At 41.9% G+C, this 18,092-nt stretch carries 18 protein-coding genes, 1 tRNA gene and 1 pseudogene; 8 read left to right on the top strand and 12 right to left on the bottom strand.

Features of this window, described 5'->3' with window-relative positions:
• Window positions 1-81 precede the first annotated feature (81 nt).
• Together RMY64_RS12540 and RMY64_RS12535 are read right to left on the bottom strand one after the other, a co-directional pair.
• On the bottom strand, window positions 82-471 hold the full coding sequence (locus RMY64_RS12540; protein WP_322671782.1) for an alr0857 family protein: 390 nt from the start codon (window positions 469-471) through the stop codon (window positions 82-84).
• 16 nt (window positions 472-487) lie between these two features.
• Window positions 488-994, bottom strand: coding sequence for an HNH endonuclease (locus RMY64_RS12535; RefSeq protein ID WP_292785521.1), 507 nt, complete (start codon window positions 992-994; stop codon window positions 488-490).
• Window positions 995-1,431: 437 nt separating this feature from the next.
• Here RMY64_RS12535 and RMY64_RS12530 point away from each other — a divergent pair, with 437 nt between their 5' ends.
• The 3 genes from RMY64_RS12530 to RMY64_RS12520 all read left to right on the top strand — a co-directional run bounded on the left by RMY64_RS12530 (window position 1,432) and on the right by RMY64_RS12520 (window position 5,240).
• Window positions 1,432-1,767 carry a hypothetical protein gene (locus RMY64_RS12530; RefSeq protein WP_094347436.1) on the top strand — a complete coding sequence of 112 codons (336 nt, stop codon included), beginning with the start codon at window positions 1,432-1,434 and terminating at the stop codon, window positions 1,765-1,767.
• 828 nt (window positions 1,768-2,595) lie between these two features.
• A complete protein-coding gene (locus RMY64_RS12525; protein WP_322700208.1) occupies window positions 2,596-4,644 on the top strand; it encodes a GAF domain-containing sensor histidine kinase in 2,049 nt (682 codons plus the stop codon).
• Between the two features lie 8 nt (window positions 4,645-4,652).
• On the top strand, window positions 4,653-5,240 hold the full coding sequence (locus RMY64_RS12520; protein WP_322671785.1) for an SRPBCC family protein: 588 nt from the start codon (window positions 4,653-4,655) through the stop codon (window positions 5,238-5,240).
• 93 nt (window positions 5,241-5,333) lie between these two features.
• On the opposite strand, the gene RMY64_RS12515 is transcribed toward RMY64_RS12520, so the two are convergent.
• Window positions 5,334-5,406: transfer RNA gene (locus RMY64_RS12515), tRNA-Glu, on the bottom strand.
• A gap of 326 nt (window positions 5,407-5,732) precedes the next feature.
• Here RMY64_RS12515 and RMY64_RS12510 point away from each other — a divergent pair.
• Complete coding sequence (locus RMY64_RS12510; RefSeq protein ID WP_322671786.1) at window positions 5,733-7,652, top strand: cation:proton antiporter; 1,920 nt, start codon at window positions 5,733-5,735, stop codon at window positions 7,650-7,652.
• A 156-nt stretch (window positions 7,653-7,808) separates the two neighbouring features.
• On the opposite strand, the gene RMY64_RS12505 is transcribed toward RMY64_RS12510, so the two are convergent.
• Together RMY64_RS12505 and RMY64_RS12500 are read right to left on the bottom strand one after the other, a co-directional pair.
• A complete protein-coding gene (locus RMY64_RS12505; protein WP_322671787.1) occupies window positions 7,809-8,441 on the bottom strand; it encodes a cytochrome b N-terminal domain-containing protein in 633 nt (210 codons plus the stop codon).
• Window positions 8,442-8,541: 100 nt separating this feature from the next.
• Window positions 8,542-9,237 carry a lipase gene (locus RMY64_RS12500; RefSeq protein ID WP_322700207.1) on the bottom strand — a complete coding sequence of 232 codons (696 nt, stop codon included), beginning with the start codon at window positions 9,235-9,237 and terminating at the stop codon, window positions 8,542-8,544.
• 615 nt (window positions 9,238-9,852) lie between these two features.
• Here RMY64_RS12500 and RMY64_RS12495 point away from each other — a divergent pair.
• Window positions 9,853-11,370: a hypothetical protein gene (locus tag RMY64_RS12495; protein WP_322689452.1), complete on the top strand. Its 1,518-nt coding sequence runs from the start codon at window positions 9,853-9,855 to the stop codon at window positions 11,368-11,370.
• 357 nt (window positions 11,371-11,727) lie between these two features.
• Here the strand turns inward: RMY64_RS12495 and petJ are convergent, their stop codons facing one another.
• From petJ to RMY64_RS12465, 6 genes are all read right to left on the bottom strand, one after another.
• Complete coding sequence (gene petJ, locus RMY64_RS12490; RefSeq protein ID WP_322671790.1) at window positions 11,728-12,072, bottom strand: cytochrome c6 PetJ; 345 nt, start codon at window positions 12,070-12,072, stop codon at window positions 11,728-11,730.
• A 244-nt stretch (window positions 12,073-12,316) separates the two neighbouring features.
• Window positions 12,317-12,736: a plastocyanin gene (gene petE, locus RMY64_RS12485; protein ID WP_322700206.1), complete on the bottom strand. Its 420-nt coding sequence runs from the start codon at window positions 12,734-12,736 to the stop codon at window positions 12,317-12,319.
• Between the two features lie 234 nt (window positions 12,737-12,970).
• Window positions 12,971-13,462: a photosystem II cytochrome c-550 gene (gene psbV / locus RMY64_RS12480; RefSeq protein ID WP_322671792.1), complete on the bottom strand. Its 492-nt coding sequence runs from the start codon at window positions 13,460-13,462 to the stop codon at window positions 12,971-12,973.
• 134 nt (window positions 13,463-13,596) lie between these two features.
• The gene (locus RMY64_RS12475; RefSeq protein ID WP_322671793.1) at window positions 13,597-13,812 is read right to left on the bottom strand and encodes a hypothetical protein; all 216 of its coding nucleotides are present in this window, start codon (window positions 13,810-13,812) and stop codon (window positions 13,597-13,599) included.
• A 181-nt stretch (window positions 13,813-13,993) separates the two neighbouring features.
• The gene (locus tag RMY64_RS12470; RefSeq protein ID WP_322671794.1) at window positions 13,994-14,830 is read right to left on the bottom strand and encodes a carbohydrate ABC transporter permease; all 837 of its coding nucleotides are present in this window, start codon (window positions 14,828-14,830) and stop codon (window positions 13,994-13,996) included.
• Window positions 14,827-15,735 (bottom strand): sugar ABC transporter permease, encoded by a 909-nt coding sequence (locus RMY64_RS12465; protein WP_322700205.1) that lies wholly within the window; start codon window positions 15,733-15,735, stop codon window positions 14,827-14,829. The genes RMY64_RS12470 and RMY64_RS12465 overlap by 4 nt, the downstream gene beginning before the upstream one ends.
• A 344-nt stretch (window positions 15,736-16,079) precedes the next feature.
• Here RMY64_RS12465 and RMY64_RS12460 point away from each other — a divergent pair, with 344 nt between their 5' ends.
• Window positions 16,080-16,730, top strand: a complete 651-nt coding sequence (locus RMY64_RS12460; RefSeq protein ID WP_322686355.1) for a PEP-CTERM sorting domain-containing protein — start codon at window positions 16,080-16,082, stop codon at window positions 16,728-16,730.
• A 438-nt stretch (window positions 16,731-17,168) separates the two neighbouring features.
• Here RMY64_RS12460 and RMY64_RS12455 read toward each other — a convergent pair.
• Window positions 17,169-17,393, bottom strand: a pseudogene (locus RMY64_RS12455) (ABC transporter substrate-binding protein); the annotation flags it as partial.
• 69 nt (window positions 17,394-17,462) lie between these two features.
• Between RMY64_RS12455 and RMY64_RS12450 the strand changes: the two are divergent.
• Together RMY64_RS12450 and RMY64_RS12445 are read left to right on the top strand one after the other, a co-directional pair.
• Complete coding sequence (locus tag RMY64_RS12450) at window positions 17,463-17,693, top strand: type II toxin-antitoxin system prevent-host-death family antitoxin (protein WP_322671797.1); 231 nt, start codon at window positions 17,463-17,465, stop codon at window positions 17,691-17,693.
• Window positions 17,678-18,082: a type II toxin-antitoxin system VapC family toxin gene (locus tag RMY64_RS12445; RefSeq protein ID WP_322700204.1), complete on the top strand. Its 405-nt coding sequence runs from the start codon at window positions 17,678-17,680 to the stop codon at window positions 18,080-18,082. The genes RMY64_RS12450 and RMY64_RS12445 overlap by 16 nt, the downstream gene beginning before the upstream one ends.
• The last annotated feature ends 10 nt before the right edge of the window (window positions 18,083-18,092 follow it).

The raw sequence follows: 18,092 nt of genomic DNA, 5'->3' as shown, positions 1-18,092 counted from the left end.
AGTTACCCCCGAATTTCAACGTGAGAACAAATCTAAAATCTAAAATCCAAAATCCAAAATTGAGTCACCCGACTATTTGGTTTATTCGCTCATGACAGAAGCACAAGATTGAGCTTCCTGCCAAAGTTTGTGCAAAAAGAACTCAGCGCGATCGCTCATAGTGGTGACAAACACACCGACAGAATCCTTAGAACTAGCTGATAGCCAAGAACCCCGCAGGGTGACTTCCATATATTCGGCATCGCACGCACAGAGGGCAATGATTTCTCTGTCATCTCTTTTTACCTCAGCCCTGAGTACTTCTACTCCTGGTAAATCAACAGGAAGCAAAAAGGAAGCGGTACTGGGTTCAATGCACAAACTTTGCCCAACTCGCAGGGCTAAAATCACTCGTTGCGCTACCCATTCTTCTAGCGACAGAGTGACACATTCCAAATCAAAACTGCTTTCAGTGTAAGTTAATTTCAGCATTCCTTATGCTCTCCTGTTATTCCAGGTTTGCTTGCATATCTATCCAAAACTGTTCAGCAAAAGAAATCGCGGGGTGGATTGGCGCTTTTGGTTTGGTACGCAGTTGCATACCAGCTTCAAACAGGGTGCGATCGCCTTTACAGGAGTTACATCTTTCACAAGCTGCGACTACGTTATCCCAAGTGTGAGAACCGCCTTTAGAACGTGGCATCACATGATCTAGTGTTAGATGTTTGCTGCTGCCACAATATTGGCAACTGTGATGGTCTCGTCGCAATACTTCTCGCCGATTCACTGGCGGAACTTTCCACATCCGCTCATTAGAAGTGATTGTCAAGCGAATATGTTTTGGCACATCAATTACCAAACTGGGTGAGTGAACTTGCCATCCGCTTTCTGTGGTAAAACCCAGCGGTTGCGCCTTGTTGGTTACTAACAGCACAATTGCCCGCTTGATATTGACCCGACATAGTGGCAAGTAATTTTGAGAAAACACCACCACAGATTGTTCTAACACTTGCATTGCGTTCGCGCCGCGCATGGAAGATATCGTCACAGCTTAACTCCTTATAAAAAAACCCCCGCTTCAAGTTTTCGGTGAAGCGGGGGTTAGAATTGACCGGAAAATTTTCTGGTCTCATATCGGTACAGGATTCCTTCGCCCGTACCCCCCGCTTTTTTGATTTAGTTGTGGTTTTGCAAATAGTGCACTAATGGCTACATACTTATAATCATCATTACCTTCTGTGATTTGCCTATGATTTCGGCTACTATCGCCCATAAATAAATACTCCACTTCCATAGCAGCTGATTCCCAATTGGTTCGGCAATTGGTGGCACACAAAATTGAAGTAGAGATGGGGTAGATTGATTTCACAGAAAATTTCACCTATTGAACATTCCTTTAAACATACTACACTTGTATTACTATCCTGTCTATACCTTTAAGGAGAAAAACTGATGCATACGATCGCTCGCACCCCAACCACCGATATGGAAGTTACCAGCATTCGCCTAGAACGGGAACTCAAAGATAAACTCAAAGAAATAGCTGGGAATCAGGGATATCAAGCTCTGATCCGAGATATCCTTTGGAATTATGTCCAGCAAAAATCAGGTGAGTGGAAGCCTCGATTTTCGCGATCCGACATTCGAGCTAGCATAGCTGCCACAGCTCAACAAGAAGAACGCTGTGTGCTTACAGGTCAACTAATTCAACCCCAAGAACCGATGTTGTTAGGACTAACGAGGAATGGCGATATGGTTCCTCTGAGTGTCGAGAGCTTGGCTGGATAAACTTCGTCTATTTTGAAACCTGGTGTGGGGAGGGCATCTAGCCCGCCCTACCAGCAGGGAGTACAAAATGCTGTTACTACTTTAAAAAATATAGTTCTGAAAATAGATGTAGTTTTTTATATTCAGACGAATGCAGCCTAGTTATTTTTACTAATAACTGGGCTGCATTCACCATTTAGCCAGAACAGCTGCAATCTCTAGCGAGCAAGAATTTATTTATATTTAAGCTCTACTCCAAATTTCTGCCATAAGTTGGGAACAAGACGCTTATGAACTCGCTACCATAGTTACGCTATCAGTGTAGATCGGGTCTGAACACGAGTGCGTCTCGTTGATGCAGCCTTTTTTAGAGAAGAGAAGCCTACACTGCAAGAACAAGCTCCTCGTGCCTCCTTTACTTTTGTTGATATTTTACTGAGAGTTACGGAGATCGAGGAGTAGCTTGTTAAACCTACCAGTTTTTTCAAGGAATGTAATAAAGCTTTATAAAGCAAGTTACGTAATTTTACGCGCTTAAAAGGGGAATTTTGCTGTAATTCCAGAGAAATTACGGTTTATGTATACTTACAGACAGGATAAAGTTAGTAAATTATTTCCAGACAGTGCAGTTAAAAATAAGCTAACTTAAGCATTTATAGGATATTTTGAGTATTTTATTACTTATGTTCCAATGTAGCAATTTGCTTGATGTGGTGGAAATTTGGCCATCTGATATAGAAAAGGGCTATAACAGGTGAGAGAAAGTATTCACACAAAATTTGTCAATTATCAGGGTATAGCAACACAACTAACGGTGAAGAATATGCCAAGAGGTTGGGTGCAAGAACAATGGGGTTACTATCCGAGGGCGTGCCAGAAATGAAAAAGCCTTTATCATCGCTGCCACATTACGTAGATGACATAGATCGACTACAACCTTATCAAGTCAAGCTGATGCAGCATCAGGAAGAACCTGCCCGCGAGTTGGTACAAAAGATTAACCAAATCATTGCTAATAACTCTGCTACGGCTTTGATGCTGCAAGAGATTGCCCAATTGCTAGGAGTTGCTTTTCAAGTGGATTGCTGCTGCTTGGTTTCTGTGGCGGGTGAGACATCAGACGAAACAACTACGACTAATTGGTGTGCTGATGAGTATCTAGGGTTGCCACACCCAGAAGAAATGTTTTCGATGGAACAGTTGCTTATGCACTCGCCAGTGCTACAATGTGCTGCCCAACCATTGACTATTGAAGACATTTCCATAATTCAAAATAGTCTGGTAGTTGGGTGTCAATATTTACCACTACCGATAAAAGCGGTTTTGGCAATTCCGACTCGGTTTGGTGGCAATAATAATGGAGTGATTAATCTGATTAAATTCCAACCTTATGAATGGAGTGAATCAGAAAAACAATTGCTCAAAGAAGTGGAGTCGGCTTGCGCGATCGCTTTTTCTGGAGTGGCACAAGCTCAACAAATTACTCATCAAGAGCAGTCCCTGCAAAAAAGCAAGCACCATCAAAGCTTGATCAAGCAATTAACCATATTGAGTCGTAGCAACTTGGAGCTAAATCAAATGCTTCAGTTAGTTATCGCCTCAACAGCCGAATCTCTACAGGCAGATCGGGGTTTGCTCATCTTACTAAAATATACAGATCCACTATTTAAGACTCAAGCTAAAAAACAAATCCCCAAAGCGAAAGCTAGTGTAATCGCCCAATGGGCTAGAGAAACACAAAATTCTAGCACTAGTAAACTAGACACCTTAACTGAGTCTTTCTTGATTTCAGACTGTGGTTTATGCCAGCGTGCCTTCATGGATTCTGGAAAACCAGTAATCTTCGATGACTATACAGATCAAAACGATACCTTAACAGCTGCTCCATTATTTGCGATAGAGAAATTGCCTGCGGTACTTTTAGTGCCATTGGAAAGTCAAGGTAAAATTTTAGGCTTCTTGGTGCTACAGCAAGCTGTGATTCGCAATTGGCAACCAGAAGAATTAAATCTTGTGGAAATGGTTTGCGCTCAAATGAGTAACGCCATCATTCAGTCACAGACATTGCGTCAAGTGCAAACTTTGGTAGACGATCGGACGGCGAAACTCCAGAGTAGTATAGAACTCCAAGCGAAATTGCATGAAAGAACCCGGCAGTATGTCGAGCAGCTGCGGAAACTTAATGAACTCAAAGATGAATTTTTGAGTAATATGAGCGATCGCCTACGCTATCCTTTGACAAATATGCTGATGTCAATAAAAAACTTGCGTTTGCCAGGAATAGCGCCAGAGCGTCAGGGTAGATATCTAGATATTCTTGAGCAGGAATGTTCAAAAGAAATCAACTTGATTAATGACTTGTTGACACTCCAAAAGCTAGAGTCGCCTCACGAAGCCCCGCAATTAGAATCTATAGATTTAAATACTAGAATTCAAGATATAGCAGCATCTTTTGAAAAAAAACTTGGCGAAAAAGGATTAAAAATTTCTATAGATTTGCCGGAGGAATCGCTCAAACTGCAAACTGAACTGGAGAGTTTTGACCGTATCCTGCAAGAATTATTAACTAATGCCTGTAAATATTCAGAGTCTGATACAATAGTTCGCCTTGAAGCGTCTCACCGAGTCGATCAGCAAATCGATCAAGTTATCATGAAGGTGACGAATACAGGACGTGCCATCTCTGAAGAAGAAGCGACCTACATCTTTGATAAGTTCCGCCGTGGGAAAGGTCGCTGGACTCCAGGGACTGGCTTGGGACTTGCTTTAGTCAAGTCTTTAGTGCAGCATTTAGATGGAGCGATCGCTGTTGAAAGTCTCCCAATATCGGATTCTGAACAGAGCGAAATTTGCTTCACCTTGACTCTGCCCCAATTTTCTGACGAAAGCAAACCATAATTCTGAAAGTGACTAAAAAACAGAACACAACAGAGAACCCTGATTTGCAGTCTTCTACTGATGACACTAACCTAGAAGAGGATTTGCTTGCTCAGGTAGAAGTTCAAATTGAGAAAATAGCAGAGCGGCAGCGGCAAATCAGCGCTAAAGTCCAAATTCCCCATCCAGTGGAGCAAATCTGGAAGGTTTTGACAAATTATGAAGCCTTACCAGACTTCCTCCCCAACCTGGCCAAGAGTTGTTTAATCGAGCATCCCGATGGTGGAATTCGACTGGAGCAAGTAGGCTCCCAACGCTTACTGAATTTCAACTTTTGTGCGCGGGTAGTTCTAGATTTGGAAGAATGCTTCCCTAAAACAATTAATTTCCGCATGGTAGAGGGAGATTTTAAAGGCTTTTCTGGTAGCTGGTGCTTAGAGCCTTATTCTTTCGGTGAGTCTTTAGGAACAAATCTGTCCTACACAATTCAAGTTTGGCCTAAACTCACTATGCCAGTGGGAATTATTGAAAATCGTCTGAGCAAAGATTTGCGGTTAAATCTTTTGGCTATTCACCAACGTGTAGAAGAACTAGCCAGCAAAGAACCGTATGCATAACAACAATAAAACATCATTCAGATGTATTCCTGAATGATGGTTTTTATTGCTAAATTTCAAATAAAAAAGCTTTTGCTTTTTATTCTTTTTAAGTACCCCCAGGGGAATTCGAATCCCCGTTACCTCCGTGAAAGGGAGGTGTCCTAGGCCTCTAGACGATGGGGGCATCGGACTCAGACCTTTTATAAGTTAACCAATTTCCTTGCCTTTGTCAACAGGTTTTGCCAAAAAAAGTTTGTGGCAGCTAAACTGGGTGGAAGCAAAAGCTTGAAGAAGATACAAAGATATGGAGACAGATAAAAAAGTTCGTAGATGCTTCTGCGGTCAGCCGCAGGGTGTGTCAGCATTGGGCGCCGGGATTTTCGGAGCATACACATCTCTAAAAAACACTGAAGACAGCAAGGAACAAAGGGTATGATGTTGTACCCTGTAGAGTTAATATCTACGGTTTTTTACAAGAGATTTTGAAATAAATCGCTCAAAATCTACAATATGGAAGCATCTTTTGAAATCACCATACAGATGGCGATCGCTGTCTTTGCAGGCATTAGCGCCCAAGTGCTGGCTGCATACCTTCGTGTACCCAGCATCGTCTTGTTATTGCTGTTGGGCATTTTGTTTGGCTCTGATGGTATAGGGCTATTGCATCCCCATTCGCTAGGCACTGGACTGGAAGTTATAGTTGCCCTCGCAACGGCAATCATTTTGTTTGAAGGCGGACTTAACTTGGATCTGCGTGAGTTAGGTAGAGTTTCAGTCAGCCTACAATTGCTCGTCACTCAAGGAACGCTAATCACCCTGCTTGGCGGGAGTATGGCTGCTCACTGGCTGGGTGAATTTCCCTGGAACATAGCTTTTCTCTATGCTTCCATAGTCGTGGTGACAGGGCCAACCGTCGTTGGGCCATTGCTCAAACAAATCAATGTAGATCGACAAGTGGCAACACTTTTGGAAGGAGAAGGGGTTTTAATTGACCCTGTAGGGGCTATCCTCGCCTTCGTTGTCCTCGATACGATTTTGAACGGCGATGCTGACCCGATTAATGCGATCGTCGGCTTACTGATGCGTCTGGGTGTGGGAGCAGCAATTGGTGGTGCTGGCGGTTATCTGATGAGTTTGATTTTCAAACGCGCCAGTTTTCTGTCATTTGAGCTAAAAAACTTAGTGGTGTTGGCGATACTTTGGAGCTTGTTTACCTTATCGCAGATGATCCGCAGTGAATCGGGAGTCATGACAACAGTAGTTGCAGGAGCAGTCTTTGCTAACTCCTCAGTCCCGGAAGAACGTCTGTTACGCAGCTTTAAAGGTCAGCTGACAATTCTCAGCGTCTCGGTGCTATTTATCTTATTAGCTGCTGACCTATCCATTGCCAGTGTGTTTGCTTTGGGTTGGGGTAGTTTATTCACCGTTTTGGTACTAATGTTTGTCGTTCGCCCGATCAATATTCTCTTGTGTACCTGGAACAGTGACCTCAACTGGCGACAAAAACTGTTTTTAAGCTGGGTTGCTCCGAGAGGAATTGTTGCTGCCTCTGTAGCTTCTTTTTTTGCGATTTCACTGACACAGCGAGGCATTAACGGTGGTGATTCCATCAAAGCTTTAGTTTTCCTGACAATTATCATGACTGTTGTCTGCCAAGGGCTAACAGCTGGCTGGGTTGCCAAATGGCTGCAAATCACCTCCAAGGACGTAACTGGGGCAGTGATTGTGGGTTGTAATCCCTTGAGTCTTCTGATTGCCCGCTTCTTTCAAGAACGGGGAGAAAACGTGGTGATGATTGATACTGACCCCGAATGTCTTGTACAAGCCGAGGCGCAAAATCTCCGGGTTATTGCCAGTAGTGCTCTAGATGCTGCGGTTTTAGAAGAGGCCGGACTTGCCTCTATAGGTACCTTTTTGGCTATGACAAGTAATGGCGAGGTGAATTTTGTTTTGGCTCAACGAGCAGCTGAGGAGTTTAAACCCCCACGCGTCTTAGCTGTTTTTCCCCGCGATCCGCAAGCGAGTACCTCGACTAGTAATAAAGTTAATCAAGCTTTTATTCCAGACTTAGCAATTAAAACTTGGAATGAATATTTGAATGATGGACGAGTGAAATTAGGGACAACTACGCTAGATGAGTTAGAGTTTTCGACTCAATACGATCGCATCCAAGAAAAGATTCGGACTGGGGATTTGATACCGCTATTGGTAGAACGAGCAGAACGCTTACAAGTAATGCCAGCGAACCAAGATTGGGAAATTGGCGATCGCATTATTTATCTATTGCATGACCCCAGACCTAGCCTTTTAAAACGCTTATCTGGTGCCACCCAATCCACTCCCCTCTCTCTAGAAAAGTTACCAGAGGTTGAAGACCTATCCCTTGCTCAATTATCTCAACTTTCTACTAGTGAGGCTTCTGGGGGATGAGGGGATTGGGGCAGAGGGGCAGGGGAGCGGGGGAGCAGAGGAGCAGGGGAAGTAAGGGGACAAGGGGGACAAGGGGAAATTATTGAACAAGTCTCCCCCATTTACCTTGTCTCTTCCTTATACCCACAGCCCCTTTTACTCTTCTTTGACTCTTTATTAGCCTTGAGAAGGAATAAATTCGCTTTCTGGTTTTGGCGCTTCTTGATACATTTGCCATTCCTGCCAGAGTAAAGCAGACAAATGTACTATGGCGAGAATTAGCGTCGTTACCGAAATCAGATAACTGTGGATTGTATAAAGGTGTTCGACGGTAATTGTGTTAATGGCTCCACCACCAGTCAGGATTTCGCGCAGTTGCCCACCAATCAAAGGAATGGCTTCGATGGTTCCTAGCTCAATGCTAAAACGCCAGTACCCTTCCTGAGTCCAATCTAAAATCATCGCTGTCCAATCCAGCCCGATCGCACTTAGGGTTAACAAAATCACACTAATCCAAGCAGCCAGCCAACTCTTACGAAATTGCCGACCTAAAAACATCACCACAATCTGAATCAGAGCGATCGCAATTACCGCGTTACCAGCAATATCATGCGCTCTCCAAAACAACCAACCGTATGGCAGTTGTGTATTAATCATCTTTAAGGAGTTATAAGCTCCGCCTGCTGTCGGTTCATAGTAAAAAGAAAGCAAAATTCCGGTAGAGATATAAATTAAACACAGAGTCAAAATCACGACTGATAATATCGTCGCTATTCGTCGCAAAATCTTATCGAACTGGGTGCTTTGCATAGCTCACCCCTCCTGTTCTTAACTAAGTATTTATTCTTATTACGATTTTAGCTAAGAAATTTTAATAGTTTTTACTTTTCTTATATAAAAATAAAGTTTTTTAAATCAAATACTGTACCCAAGCTTTTAAGGCTTCTGGTGAGCCATACCAAATCCCAGGACTTTTGGGAGAATGCTTGACACCTTCAATCACCAGATTTTCTGCCCCCTCTAAATGAGCAACTTCAATGGGCGTAATCCCATCTCCCCAAGTGTTACCCTTACCACAGGTTAATTGGTAACTACTGTAAGCTAACCAACTACCAGGCCGCCTTTTCCCAAAGATAGTTTTGCCAGCCACACAAACGTAACGAACGTTTTTGTAAAAAGCTCCAGGGTAGTTATTGGTAACAAAATCCAGATTGGAGCGTGTCCAGCGTTCTTGGCTAATATGGGGTGTACCCAAGGTGACGAAAGTAGCAACCAAGGGATGCCCTTGCCAGAGAAATGGTTTGACATCACCGCGCGCTAAATAGGGCTTTTCTCCCATATAAATGCGGGATATCCAACCTCCGGCTGAATGACCAATTAAGTTAATTTGAGTAGCATTATGTTCACGTAATATATGCTTGATTGTGTAATCGAGATGTTGCAGAATCAGTATTACAGGTGTTACTCCCAAAGTGGGGAGCCAGTCACGCCGTCGCAGTGGGACTGTAACCGTGGGAAAATTCAACTGCTGTAAAGATTGTTCTAGTTGGCGATAAGCGATCGCACTTTCTAGATATCCAGGCAAAATAACTGTCGGTAACGGCATTTTAAATTTTGGATGCAATGATTGAGGGTTTGAACTTTTTTGACGAAGAAGTAGTCATATTCAAGAGCTAGAATTGCGATCGCCTGACTCACTCCTTGAAGAAAAAAGCAATAGCCTTGGTGACATTTAAGGCTAAAATGTCAATAAAATTGTACAATTTGCAACAGTTTGAGGAGCTGCTGATGTGGTAGTATTCTTAAATAAGGCCCAGTCTCGGACAAACACATGTGTCATCTGTTACAGAAGTGTAGTTGACTGAAAAACAGTTGAAAAAACAAGGTCACTTCGGCAGATGTTTTGATGTATTCAAACTTGTGCATTTACTTAAAGTTTAATAAAACTCCCAGATATTAATTTTAATTGTGTGCGTCATAAGAATAAAAAATCAAAAGTAGTAATTTTTCAAATAACTCTTTAGCAAGCTCGAATTTTGAAAATATGATGCAGCGTCATTGATTAATTAAAAACTTGAATAAATGGCAATTTTGGCGTTTTGATTGCCAGCAGAGGAAGTTATCATTTCCTTATGAATAACGCATATATTGCAAGATATTGCAATGTCGGAAAGATAAAATCGCTAGTCAACTGTAACTGAGTGAGTGAACGATAACAGCCATGTCTTACGTCTCCCTGCTGAAAAATATACCAGAAATCTTAAGCCAGCCAATTGGGATAGCAGCTATAGCCTCCCTTGGTATCCACGGTGCGATCGCCATGATCGTACCATTGATGCCGATGGAGTCTGACAAGCCTAAAGAAACAGCATCATCCAAAACAGTTGGACTTTTGGAATTGAGCCAAGCCGACCAAAACCGTTTGCCGCAAAGCACACCCAAAATTGGTTTACAACAATTACCTCCAGTCGCCCCACTTGCGGCGCCAAACTTTAGCCTCCAACCGGGATTAACCCCATTAGCGCCATCACCATCCAGTCAGCTAGTATTACCTCCGCTACCAGCATCATCGAATAACTATCGAGTCTCTTCCTTGCCTACAAAGCAGTCTTTGCGGATGATTCCGAGTGATAATTTGCGGTTTGACGCGTCTAAATTTGATAGTTCTAAATTTAATACCAGCGCCAGATTCTCTCGACCAGTTCCTCGGGTGAATGTGAGTGAGAGCGTCGCCAAATACGAGCCACCTAAGCCGCTACCTGTAAATAGGTTGCCAGAATTGCAGTCACAGCAAATACCTGCCGATCTTCTGCGGAATCCCCAGCCTCCAATCTTATCTGACAGTACACCCATTGCAACAGCACAGGTAAATACAGCACAGCTAAATACGACTTCGCAAATGACGCAACCAATTCCAAATGCGTCGTCTACAATTGCTCAAAATCCGCTAATAAATTCTCTAAAACAAGCTCCAACGAATGGGGGTACTTTAATTGGAACTAGGGGAAGCACATTACAAGCAACGGATTTATCAACGAAGGGAACTCAACAGGCAATTGCACAGCTAGACTCTTACGCCAACCTGAGAAAGGAAGTCCAGCGACAATACCCCAACGCTGAACAAAAACCAGTCATCCGCCAAACATTATCCACGAATAAGTCAAATCTTGAAGGTGCTGTTTTGGGAGTATTGGTTGTAGATCCTGATGGTAAAGTCTTAGATATCAAATTTCAAGACAAGTTAATTTCCCCAGAATTGCAATTAAAAGCAAGACAATACTTCAACAAGCAATCCCCCAAGGGTGATAAACAGATTAGTTCCTATCCATTTAACCTACGTTTCCAAAACAGCACGAGCAATCTTACTGGGACTACTCAAGAGCAAAACCCCTCGTCATTATCTACACCGGGAATCAATAACAATCAGCTTACTCCCTCACCAGCAGCTACTTTTAAACCATTACCTAATTTACAAATCAGAAATAACCCGCCTACATCCTCACCAACAGGTACTCTCAAACCATTAACTACACCAGCAGCTACTCCCAAACCATTATCTGAATTGCAAATTAAAAATAATCAGTCTACGCCTTCATCGGCAGCTACTACTTCTGAACCTTTATTGTTGCCGAAAATCAATCAGGGTCAGTCTACATCTGCTCCTGAATCGGATAAAAAATTAGTAGAACGGTTGCGCGAAGTCAAGGAAAACAGACAAAAGTCTAATCCAGAAAAATAATTGCCCGTTGATAATTTCGGATTCAGGTAGGGATAATTTATCTAGACGCATTTGCAGCGTCTTGTTTAAAATACAATCCGTTTGAGTTAAGGGTTATTGATGTAGAGACGCGATAAATTGCGTCTCTACATCAGGATTTTGGATTTAAAATATTGTTTTTGGTAGTTGACAAATTAGCGATCGCTAGTTCGTCATACATAACACTTAACTTAGAAGTTCGTTAAAAGGTTCCAAGAAGGAAATGTACTGAGGGATTTCCAACAAATAAATTCTCCAATGTTTTGGGGGTGAGCGTCTAGCTATGTAACTAAAGATAGGCAAACGCTCACCCCAAAAAAACTATACGGTATAGCTACTTTACCAACCTTGTTCTGCATTTTGAAAAACGTAAGCAGCTACCTCCACGATTTCCTCAGAACTTAACTTGCTTTTAAAGGCAGGCATAGCATTTTTACCATTTTGCACTTGGTGGATAATCGCCTCGATTGAGTCTTGATTGTAATTTTCTAGGTACTTTGACAATGCTTCCTTTTTTAAAGTTTTCTGGTTGATAAGGATGTTACCGCCACCTATATGGCAAGAAGCGCAGTTAGCCTCGAAAATTTTAGCACCGTTGGATGTTTCGGCAGCTAGTGCTGGACTAATGAATGTGAATTTGAATAGGGCGATCGCCGACAGTAGAATTAATAAAAGTATTCTCAACAGTATTTCCTCGCAACAAGCCTCCAGCAAGAGTATAAACGCGATTAATCCCTGATTAAGTCAAATTTGATCAAAATTGGCGGTAACAAGTTCACTCCTCGATCGCTACAGATTGTTTAGCGTCTTAGGTAAGGATAGAACTCGTTACCGCCATTTCTGCATTTTATGCGTCACTCTAGGAGTGTAGCGTGTGGCGATGAGCTAATTTCATTGAGTAATCATCTCGTGTCAAACGCTGGTGTTTCTAGCCTTGGACAGTAATTGTACCAACCATGCCAGCACCACGATGAGGTTCACAGTAGAAGGTGTAGTCACCAGCAGGAGCGTCTGCTGCAAAGGTGGTTGTTTCCTTTTGGCCAGGACTCATGAGCAACTTCTTATGAGACAGAGATTTAGCTAAATCAGCGCTCTTAGAGGGGTTTTTGACCGCATCAAACACAACATTATGGGGAGGAACTTTATTGTTCACCCATTCAATAGTGTCACCTGGTTTGATGGTCAACTTTTTCGGTTCAAATGCTAGCAGTCCTTTATCGCTACCCAATTTCACCTGGTAGGTTTCAGCCGAAGCACTGGGAGTAAAAACAGCAAAGCTGCTAACAACTAAAAGGATTGTCAACACAGCTAAACTAAGGCGTCGCCAGCTTGCCGAAATTAATTTCATAGCTCTCTCCTAACAAACAATTTTTTTCCCTTTCTCATTTTAAATAAAATCAACACCAAATATGACAATCTGTCATAGATCAATTTTTTTTTAAGAATGGAGAGCAATTTATTGCAAAAAGCTGTCCAATAATTAGTCAATGGGGAATGGGGAATTAGGAGTAGGGACTGAATTCTTCCCAATTCTCTATTCCCAATGCCCAATACCCTATTCCCAATGACTCAACTCCAGGATTTAGTAATAGATTTTTCCGCCTCCCCACTTAGTACCAACGATTTTGGGTTGTAAGAGAATATGACCGGCGATCGCTTCCAAGTCATCATCCGTCAGATTTCGCACTGCTGTGAAAATATCTGCGCTTTTGAGACTGGGGTGTATTTCGGAAATCTCTTCTTCACCGTCGTAAGTAGTGGGATTTTTCAGGTAATCTACTAAACCTTCAATGTTGTTACGGTTAGGTGTTGCCAGTGCCAAGTCCTCTGGAGTGAGTCCCACGTTTTGGTTTGTCTTGGTAACTCCACCAGCATGACATTGGGCGCAAGCGTAATTAAATAAGCGTTTGCCTTCTTTGACTTGTTTAAGGCTGAGTACAACGGTATCACCTTGAGCATTTAATGGCACTGTTCGGGTAGCTTTGTCCAGTTCCACTGCTGTCGCGCTACCGACAATCAACTGAAACGAGAGTAAAACAGTAGCCACAACAACGCCAATTAGTCTTATAAACATGTTTCCCCTTAAAGATTTTGACGCTCAACACAGCTAAAAACGCGATTCTCAATCTCCAAGCTGCTAATTGCTAATGACTTATTAGTTTTTTATCATTAGCTATCAGTTATTAGCGAAAGTTCTGAGATAACCCTTCAGGGGACTTCGCGATCGCTCACCAAGTCGTTAGTACCTTTGGGGCGTATTTCAGAGGATATTTGGGAAATAATTGCCCTTGCATCTTCTAACGCCAAACGGGTCTTTTGGTGTTTGTAGGCGATTCCCAGTTGGTTGCACAGAGAAAACACTTGTTCTACAGGAATGCTGTAGTCGGCTGCTATCTCTGCGATCGATAGGTCTGCAAAACCCATAATGCTTGTTTACTGATAGATAGAGATTGAGTCGCTGTAATACCAATATCACGTTAGGAGTGCAATTTGTTGCCCAAAATACTGTTTGGGGAATAGGGTATGGGGAATCGAGCATGGGAAACAGAGAGAGCAAAGGAGAATAATTAACGCCCAATGCCCAATGCCCAATGCCCAATGCCTATTAACCTTTTCCCCCGGTAAAGGTGACGCTTTGAATAAAGTAACGATTAAAAAAGGCATAAATGCCTAAAGCTGGCAGAGTAAAGACCATAGAAGCCGCCATAATGTAGTTCCAATAGCTGATGTATTGACCTTTGAAGGTGTTCAGTCCCAAAGGAAGAGTAAACATTTCTGGATCAAATAGGATAACTATAGGCAGTAAAAAATTATTCCAACTCCCCATGAACACAAAAACTGCCTGCGCTGCTAGTGCTGGTTTTGCCAAAGGTAAGACAATGTGTCGAAAAATTCCAAAGGTATTTAAGCCATCGAGTTGAGCTGCTTCTTCTAGTTCTTTAGGAAAATTAACAAAAAATTGCCGCATCATAAAGATGAAAGTGGCATTAACCATGCTAGGAACAATCATGCCTTGATAAGAATTCAGCCAGCCGATCGCTTTTAAAATCAAAAATGTCGGAATCAGGGTGATTTGCGTCGGTACTGCTAGTACTGCCAAAATGAGGAAGAACCAAAAGCGCTTGCCTACAAAGCGCAATCTTGCCAAGGCATAACCAGCCATTGAATTTAACAACAAGTTTAAAAGCGTGACGCTGAGTGCGATCGCTACACTATTGAACAACCAGCGCCAAAATAGCGGTTCTTGGAGAAAGATTTGCCTGTAGTTGTCAAGAGTAAAATTCTTGGGGAGAAAGTTGGGTTCACCACTGACAATCTCTGTTAGTGGCTTAAATGATGCTGAAAGTGCCCAGAGAAAGGGAATTAGAGTAATGATGGCATAAAGTGTCAGTAAGACGTACAACAGGGCTTTGAGCCAGGATAAGCCAGAGGTGTTAGTCAAATCCGTTCGCCTCCGAAAAGTCGCTGCTGAATCAAAGTGATGGCAACGATCGCAGCTGCTAATAAAAATGCGATCGCAGCTGCATATCCCATTTGTAAATTCCGAAACACAGCTTGATAAATCAGCAGCACCACCGTTAAGGTAGCGTTGTTTGGGCCGCCAGTACCGCCAGAAAAGATGTAAGACTGGTCAAAAAGCTGAAAAGTCCCAATCACCCCCATTGTTACCACAAAGAAGGTTACAGGCTTAAGCAAGGGAAGAGTAATGTGGATAAATTGCTGCCATCCATTTGCGCCATCAAGTTCTGCGGCCTCGTAAAGTGTTTGGGGTATATCTTGCAACGCCGCCAGATAAATCACCATGAAAAACGGCGCGGTTGACCAAATGTTCATGATCGTAATGCCTTTGAGCGCAACTGCTGGATCGCCCAACCAGTTATAAGTAGGTAGCCCCACAAAAGCGAGAAAATCGTTTAGTAGCCCATCAGTGTTATAAATCCACATAAATATGAGTGTCAGCACTGCTGAAGAAGTAACTGTCGGCAAAAAATAGAGGATACGCCACCAGTTTTTACCGCGAATCCCAGAATTCAGAGTTACCGCCAAAATTAAAGCCAGGATAGTTTGAGTTGGCACAACAATAACTACATATTCGACTGTGTTTCTCAAAGCAATCCAAACTCTTTCATCTTCAGTTAATCGCGCGAAGTTGCGAAAACCGATGAATTCGTACTCAATACCGCCGAGAAGTTGGACTTTTTGCAGGGAAAGAAAAACGGCGTAGAGAATAGGTAAGACTACAAAAGTTCCCAAAACTAGAATAGTGGGCATCATGAACATATACCCAGCCAAGTCTTCAGTGATGTTCCACCTGGAGTTTCTGCGCCGCCTGTTAATTTCAAACACTACTGAACCTCCACTTAATCCCGCACTAACCCGACTGTAGCGATGGGTTGTGCATGATTATTTATCGTACTTCTGTCACAAAAGCATTCAATCCTCATTTTGTAAAGAAAAAATTATTCTGCTTTGGGAAAAGGTTAGAAAATTGTTGAAAAAATTGCTTAACTTAGCTCTTGTTCTCTTTTTGGGCTATGCACCGGAGTGGAATTTTTATCTTTAGAGTAGGTTTCTGTATATCATCTGATAAAAAAATGCCAATTTGATCAAAGGATTATTCATTGTAACTGCTTCTTAGGTATTGTAAACTCCCTGTGAAAATAGGTACTTTGTAAAAGTGGAGATTTTAAATGATGCTTCATTCACTCAGAATGTGGATTGTTCCACTAGTTTTGACCTCAGTTAGTCTTTGCTCAAATGTAAGCAGAGCAACAGCAAAGACCATTTATCCATTTATTGGCAATTATCGGACAACAGTCAATATTACGCCTATTTCAGGCAACGTTTCGCAGGTATTTGAGGTTGGTTTGAGTGATGATGCCCCCTATGATTTAGAATTATACAAAGGTTTGACATACTCCGTGATTGATGACAAAGGAAATCTCACTTTTAACAATAATCCAGAAGTATTTGGTGTTCAAGGTTTCCCATTAGGCTACATCGTGTTTGGCAACGGTGATAACAAGTTATTTGGAACTAGTGATGCCAGTGCTTCAGTTAATTTTGATAATCTGACAGCGAAAGGTTCTGGCATTGTGAATATCACTGGCGGTAAGGGCATATTCAAAAATGGTATAAGCACACTATTGTTCTCCGAAGAAGACATAGTTAATTTGGGATCAATTATTACCTTGAATGGTCTGGCTTTAGTAAGTGGTTCTATCGAAGTTCCTCAAGAAGTTCCAGAACCAACAACCATCATGGGGACAGTAGTAGCGTTTGGGGGATTAGCTGTTAGTTCGTTTGCAAAGCGAAAGAGAACTGCTAGAAAACAACATTAGTGGCAAACATTAAAGTATTCATAAACGCTTTAATTCTTATTATGGATGCTTTAATGTTTACAATATCGGAACTTCGTACTCAGAACTCGGAACTTTGAGAATTCGAGAATAAGTGAAGAGTTAGGTTTAAGGAATATGAGACTCAATTTACAATCTCAACTTTATAAGGCTGTTTCGACACGATTTAAAAAGTCGTCTAAGACTTGTAAAAATCTTTCTGTCTCTTCTAGATGAAGCATGTGTGAACTGTTTTCAAATAGTACCCACTCGGAGTCAGAAATACCCTGATGAACTGTTTTTCGAGGGCAGAAGTATTAGACATGGCACAAAAATTATTTGACATTATAATAGTCGACTATACGTAGAAAATAATTACATCTGATAAAGAGATAGGAAATTTCTACTCAGAAGTGATTTGGTAGAGGTAAGAAAGATTACTTACTCCATCGTCTTAATCTGCTGATTAGCTTCATTTTCTGCCTTCAGCATCGCTTGCTTTAATGGTTGTTGTCCCAACAAGGCGCTGACAAACTGGTTATCAAAATTATTCACGATGCCTACAGCGGGCTACGCCTACGCACTTGGATATTGACCCACCTGCCACGGTGTAGCATAATTAACTCCTGCAACTAATGGCGATCGCAGTGGGTCTTGGTCATAGCCGGGAAATAGCAAGTGAAAACCAATGCTATACCCTATTACAATATGACTATAGTCATGACTATGGTTATTATGAAATCAATTTCCAAAAGTAAACTCAAATCTCAACTTCTTGAGTTCTTGCGACTGGTAGAGTCAGAAGGTGAAGAAATTGTAGTTACCGATCGCGGTAAACCAGTCGTGAAAATTTCCAAATATGCACAAGCACCTTCAACAGAAGAGTTATTTGGAGAAATGCGCGGTAAAGTGCAGTATTTTGAAGATTTAACTACACCAACCACTGAGGAATGGGTGCAATTGTGAAGATAGTCCTTGACACTTGTGCCCTAATCTGGTGGAGTTTAGATCCAACCAAACTTTCTGAACCAGCCAAAGAAGCGTGCAACTACATGGAAAGGGATAAAAATGGTCTTGTCCCGTCCATAGCTATATGGGAAATTGCTATAAAAATCAAAAATAAAAAACTAGATTTAGGAGTCAATCTTAACGAGTACGTAGTAACGCTAAAAAAGTCTAGTACTGTTCAGATTGTACCTATTGATGAAAATATTTGGATGGAAAGTGTCAATTTAGAATGGGGTCATCGAGATCCAGTAGATCGAGTTGTCGTTGCACTAGCCAGAAGTAATCAAGCTGCAATAATTACCTCAGATAAAGAAATAGCAAATTTTTACTCAAACGTGATTTGGTGAAGTTAAGAAA

The sequence above is a fragment of the Nostoc sp. DedQUE08 genome, from assembly GCF_034530895.1.
Taxonomy (GTDB): Bacteria; Cyanobacteriota; Cyanobacteriia; order Cyanobacteriales; family Nostocaceae; genus Nostoc.
Note: the sequence above shows the minus strand (reverse complement) of the source record. Positions and strands in the feature narration are given on the sequence as shown.

Coding starts and splice junctions, on each gene's coding strand:
- RMY64_RS12540 (WP_322671782.1), bottom strand. CDS start 471: ATGCTGAAATTAACTTACACTGAAAGCAGTTTTGATTTGGAATGTGTC.
- RMY64_RS12535 (WP_292785521.1), bottom strand. CDS start 994: ATGCAAGTGTTAGAACAATCTGTGGTGGTGTTTTCTCAAAATTACTTG.
- RMY64_RS12530 (WP_094347436.1), top strand. CDS start 1,432: ATGCATACGATCGCTCGCACCCCAACCACCGATATGGAAGTTACCAGC.
- RMY64_RS12525 (WP_322700208.1), top strand. CDS start 2,596: ATGGGGTTACTATCCGAGGGCGTGCCAGAAATGAAAAAGCCTTTATCA.
- RMY64_RS12510 (WP_322671786.1), top strand. CDS start 5,733: ATGGAAGCATCTTTTGAAATCACCATACAGATGGCGATCGCTGTCTTT.
- RMY64_RS12505 (WP_322671787.1), bottom strand. CDS start 8,441: ATGCAAAGCACCCAGTTCGATAAGATTTTGCGACGAATAGCGACGATA.
- RMY64_RS12500 (WP_322700207.1), bottom strand. CDS start 9,237: ATGCCGTTACCGACAGTTATTTTGCCTGGATATCTAGAAAGTGCGATC.
- RMY64_RS12495 (WP_322689452.1), top strand. CDS start 9,853: ATGTCTTACGTCTCCCTGCTGAAAAATATACCAGAAATCTTAAGCCAG.
- petE (WP_322700206.1), bottom strand. CDS start 12,736: ATGAAATTAATTTCGGCAAGCTGGCGACGCCTTAGTTTAGCTGTGTTG.
- psbV (WP_322671792.1), bottom strand. CDS start 13,462: ATGTTTATAAGACTAATTGGCGTTGTTGTGGCTACTGTTTTACTCTCG.
- RMY64_RS12475 (WP_322671793.1), bottom strand. CDS start 13,812: ATGGGTTTTGCAGACCTATCGATCGCAGAGATAGCAGCCGACTACAGC.
- RMY64_RS12460 (WP_322686355.1), top strand. CDS start 16,080: ATGATGCTTCATTCACTCAGAATGTGGATTGTTCCACTAGTTTTGACC.
- RMY64_RS12450 (WP_322671797.1), top strand. CDS start 17,463: ATGAAATCAATTTCCAAAAGTAAACTCAAATCTCAACTTCTTGAGTTC.
- RMY64_RS12445 (WP_322700204.1), top strand. CDS start 17,678: ATGGGTGCAATTGTGAAGATAGTCCTTGACACTTGTGCCCTAATCTGG.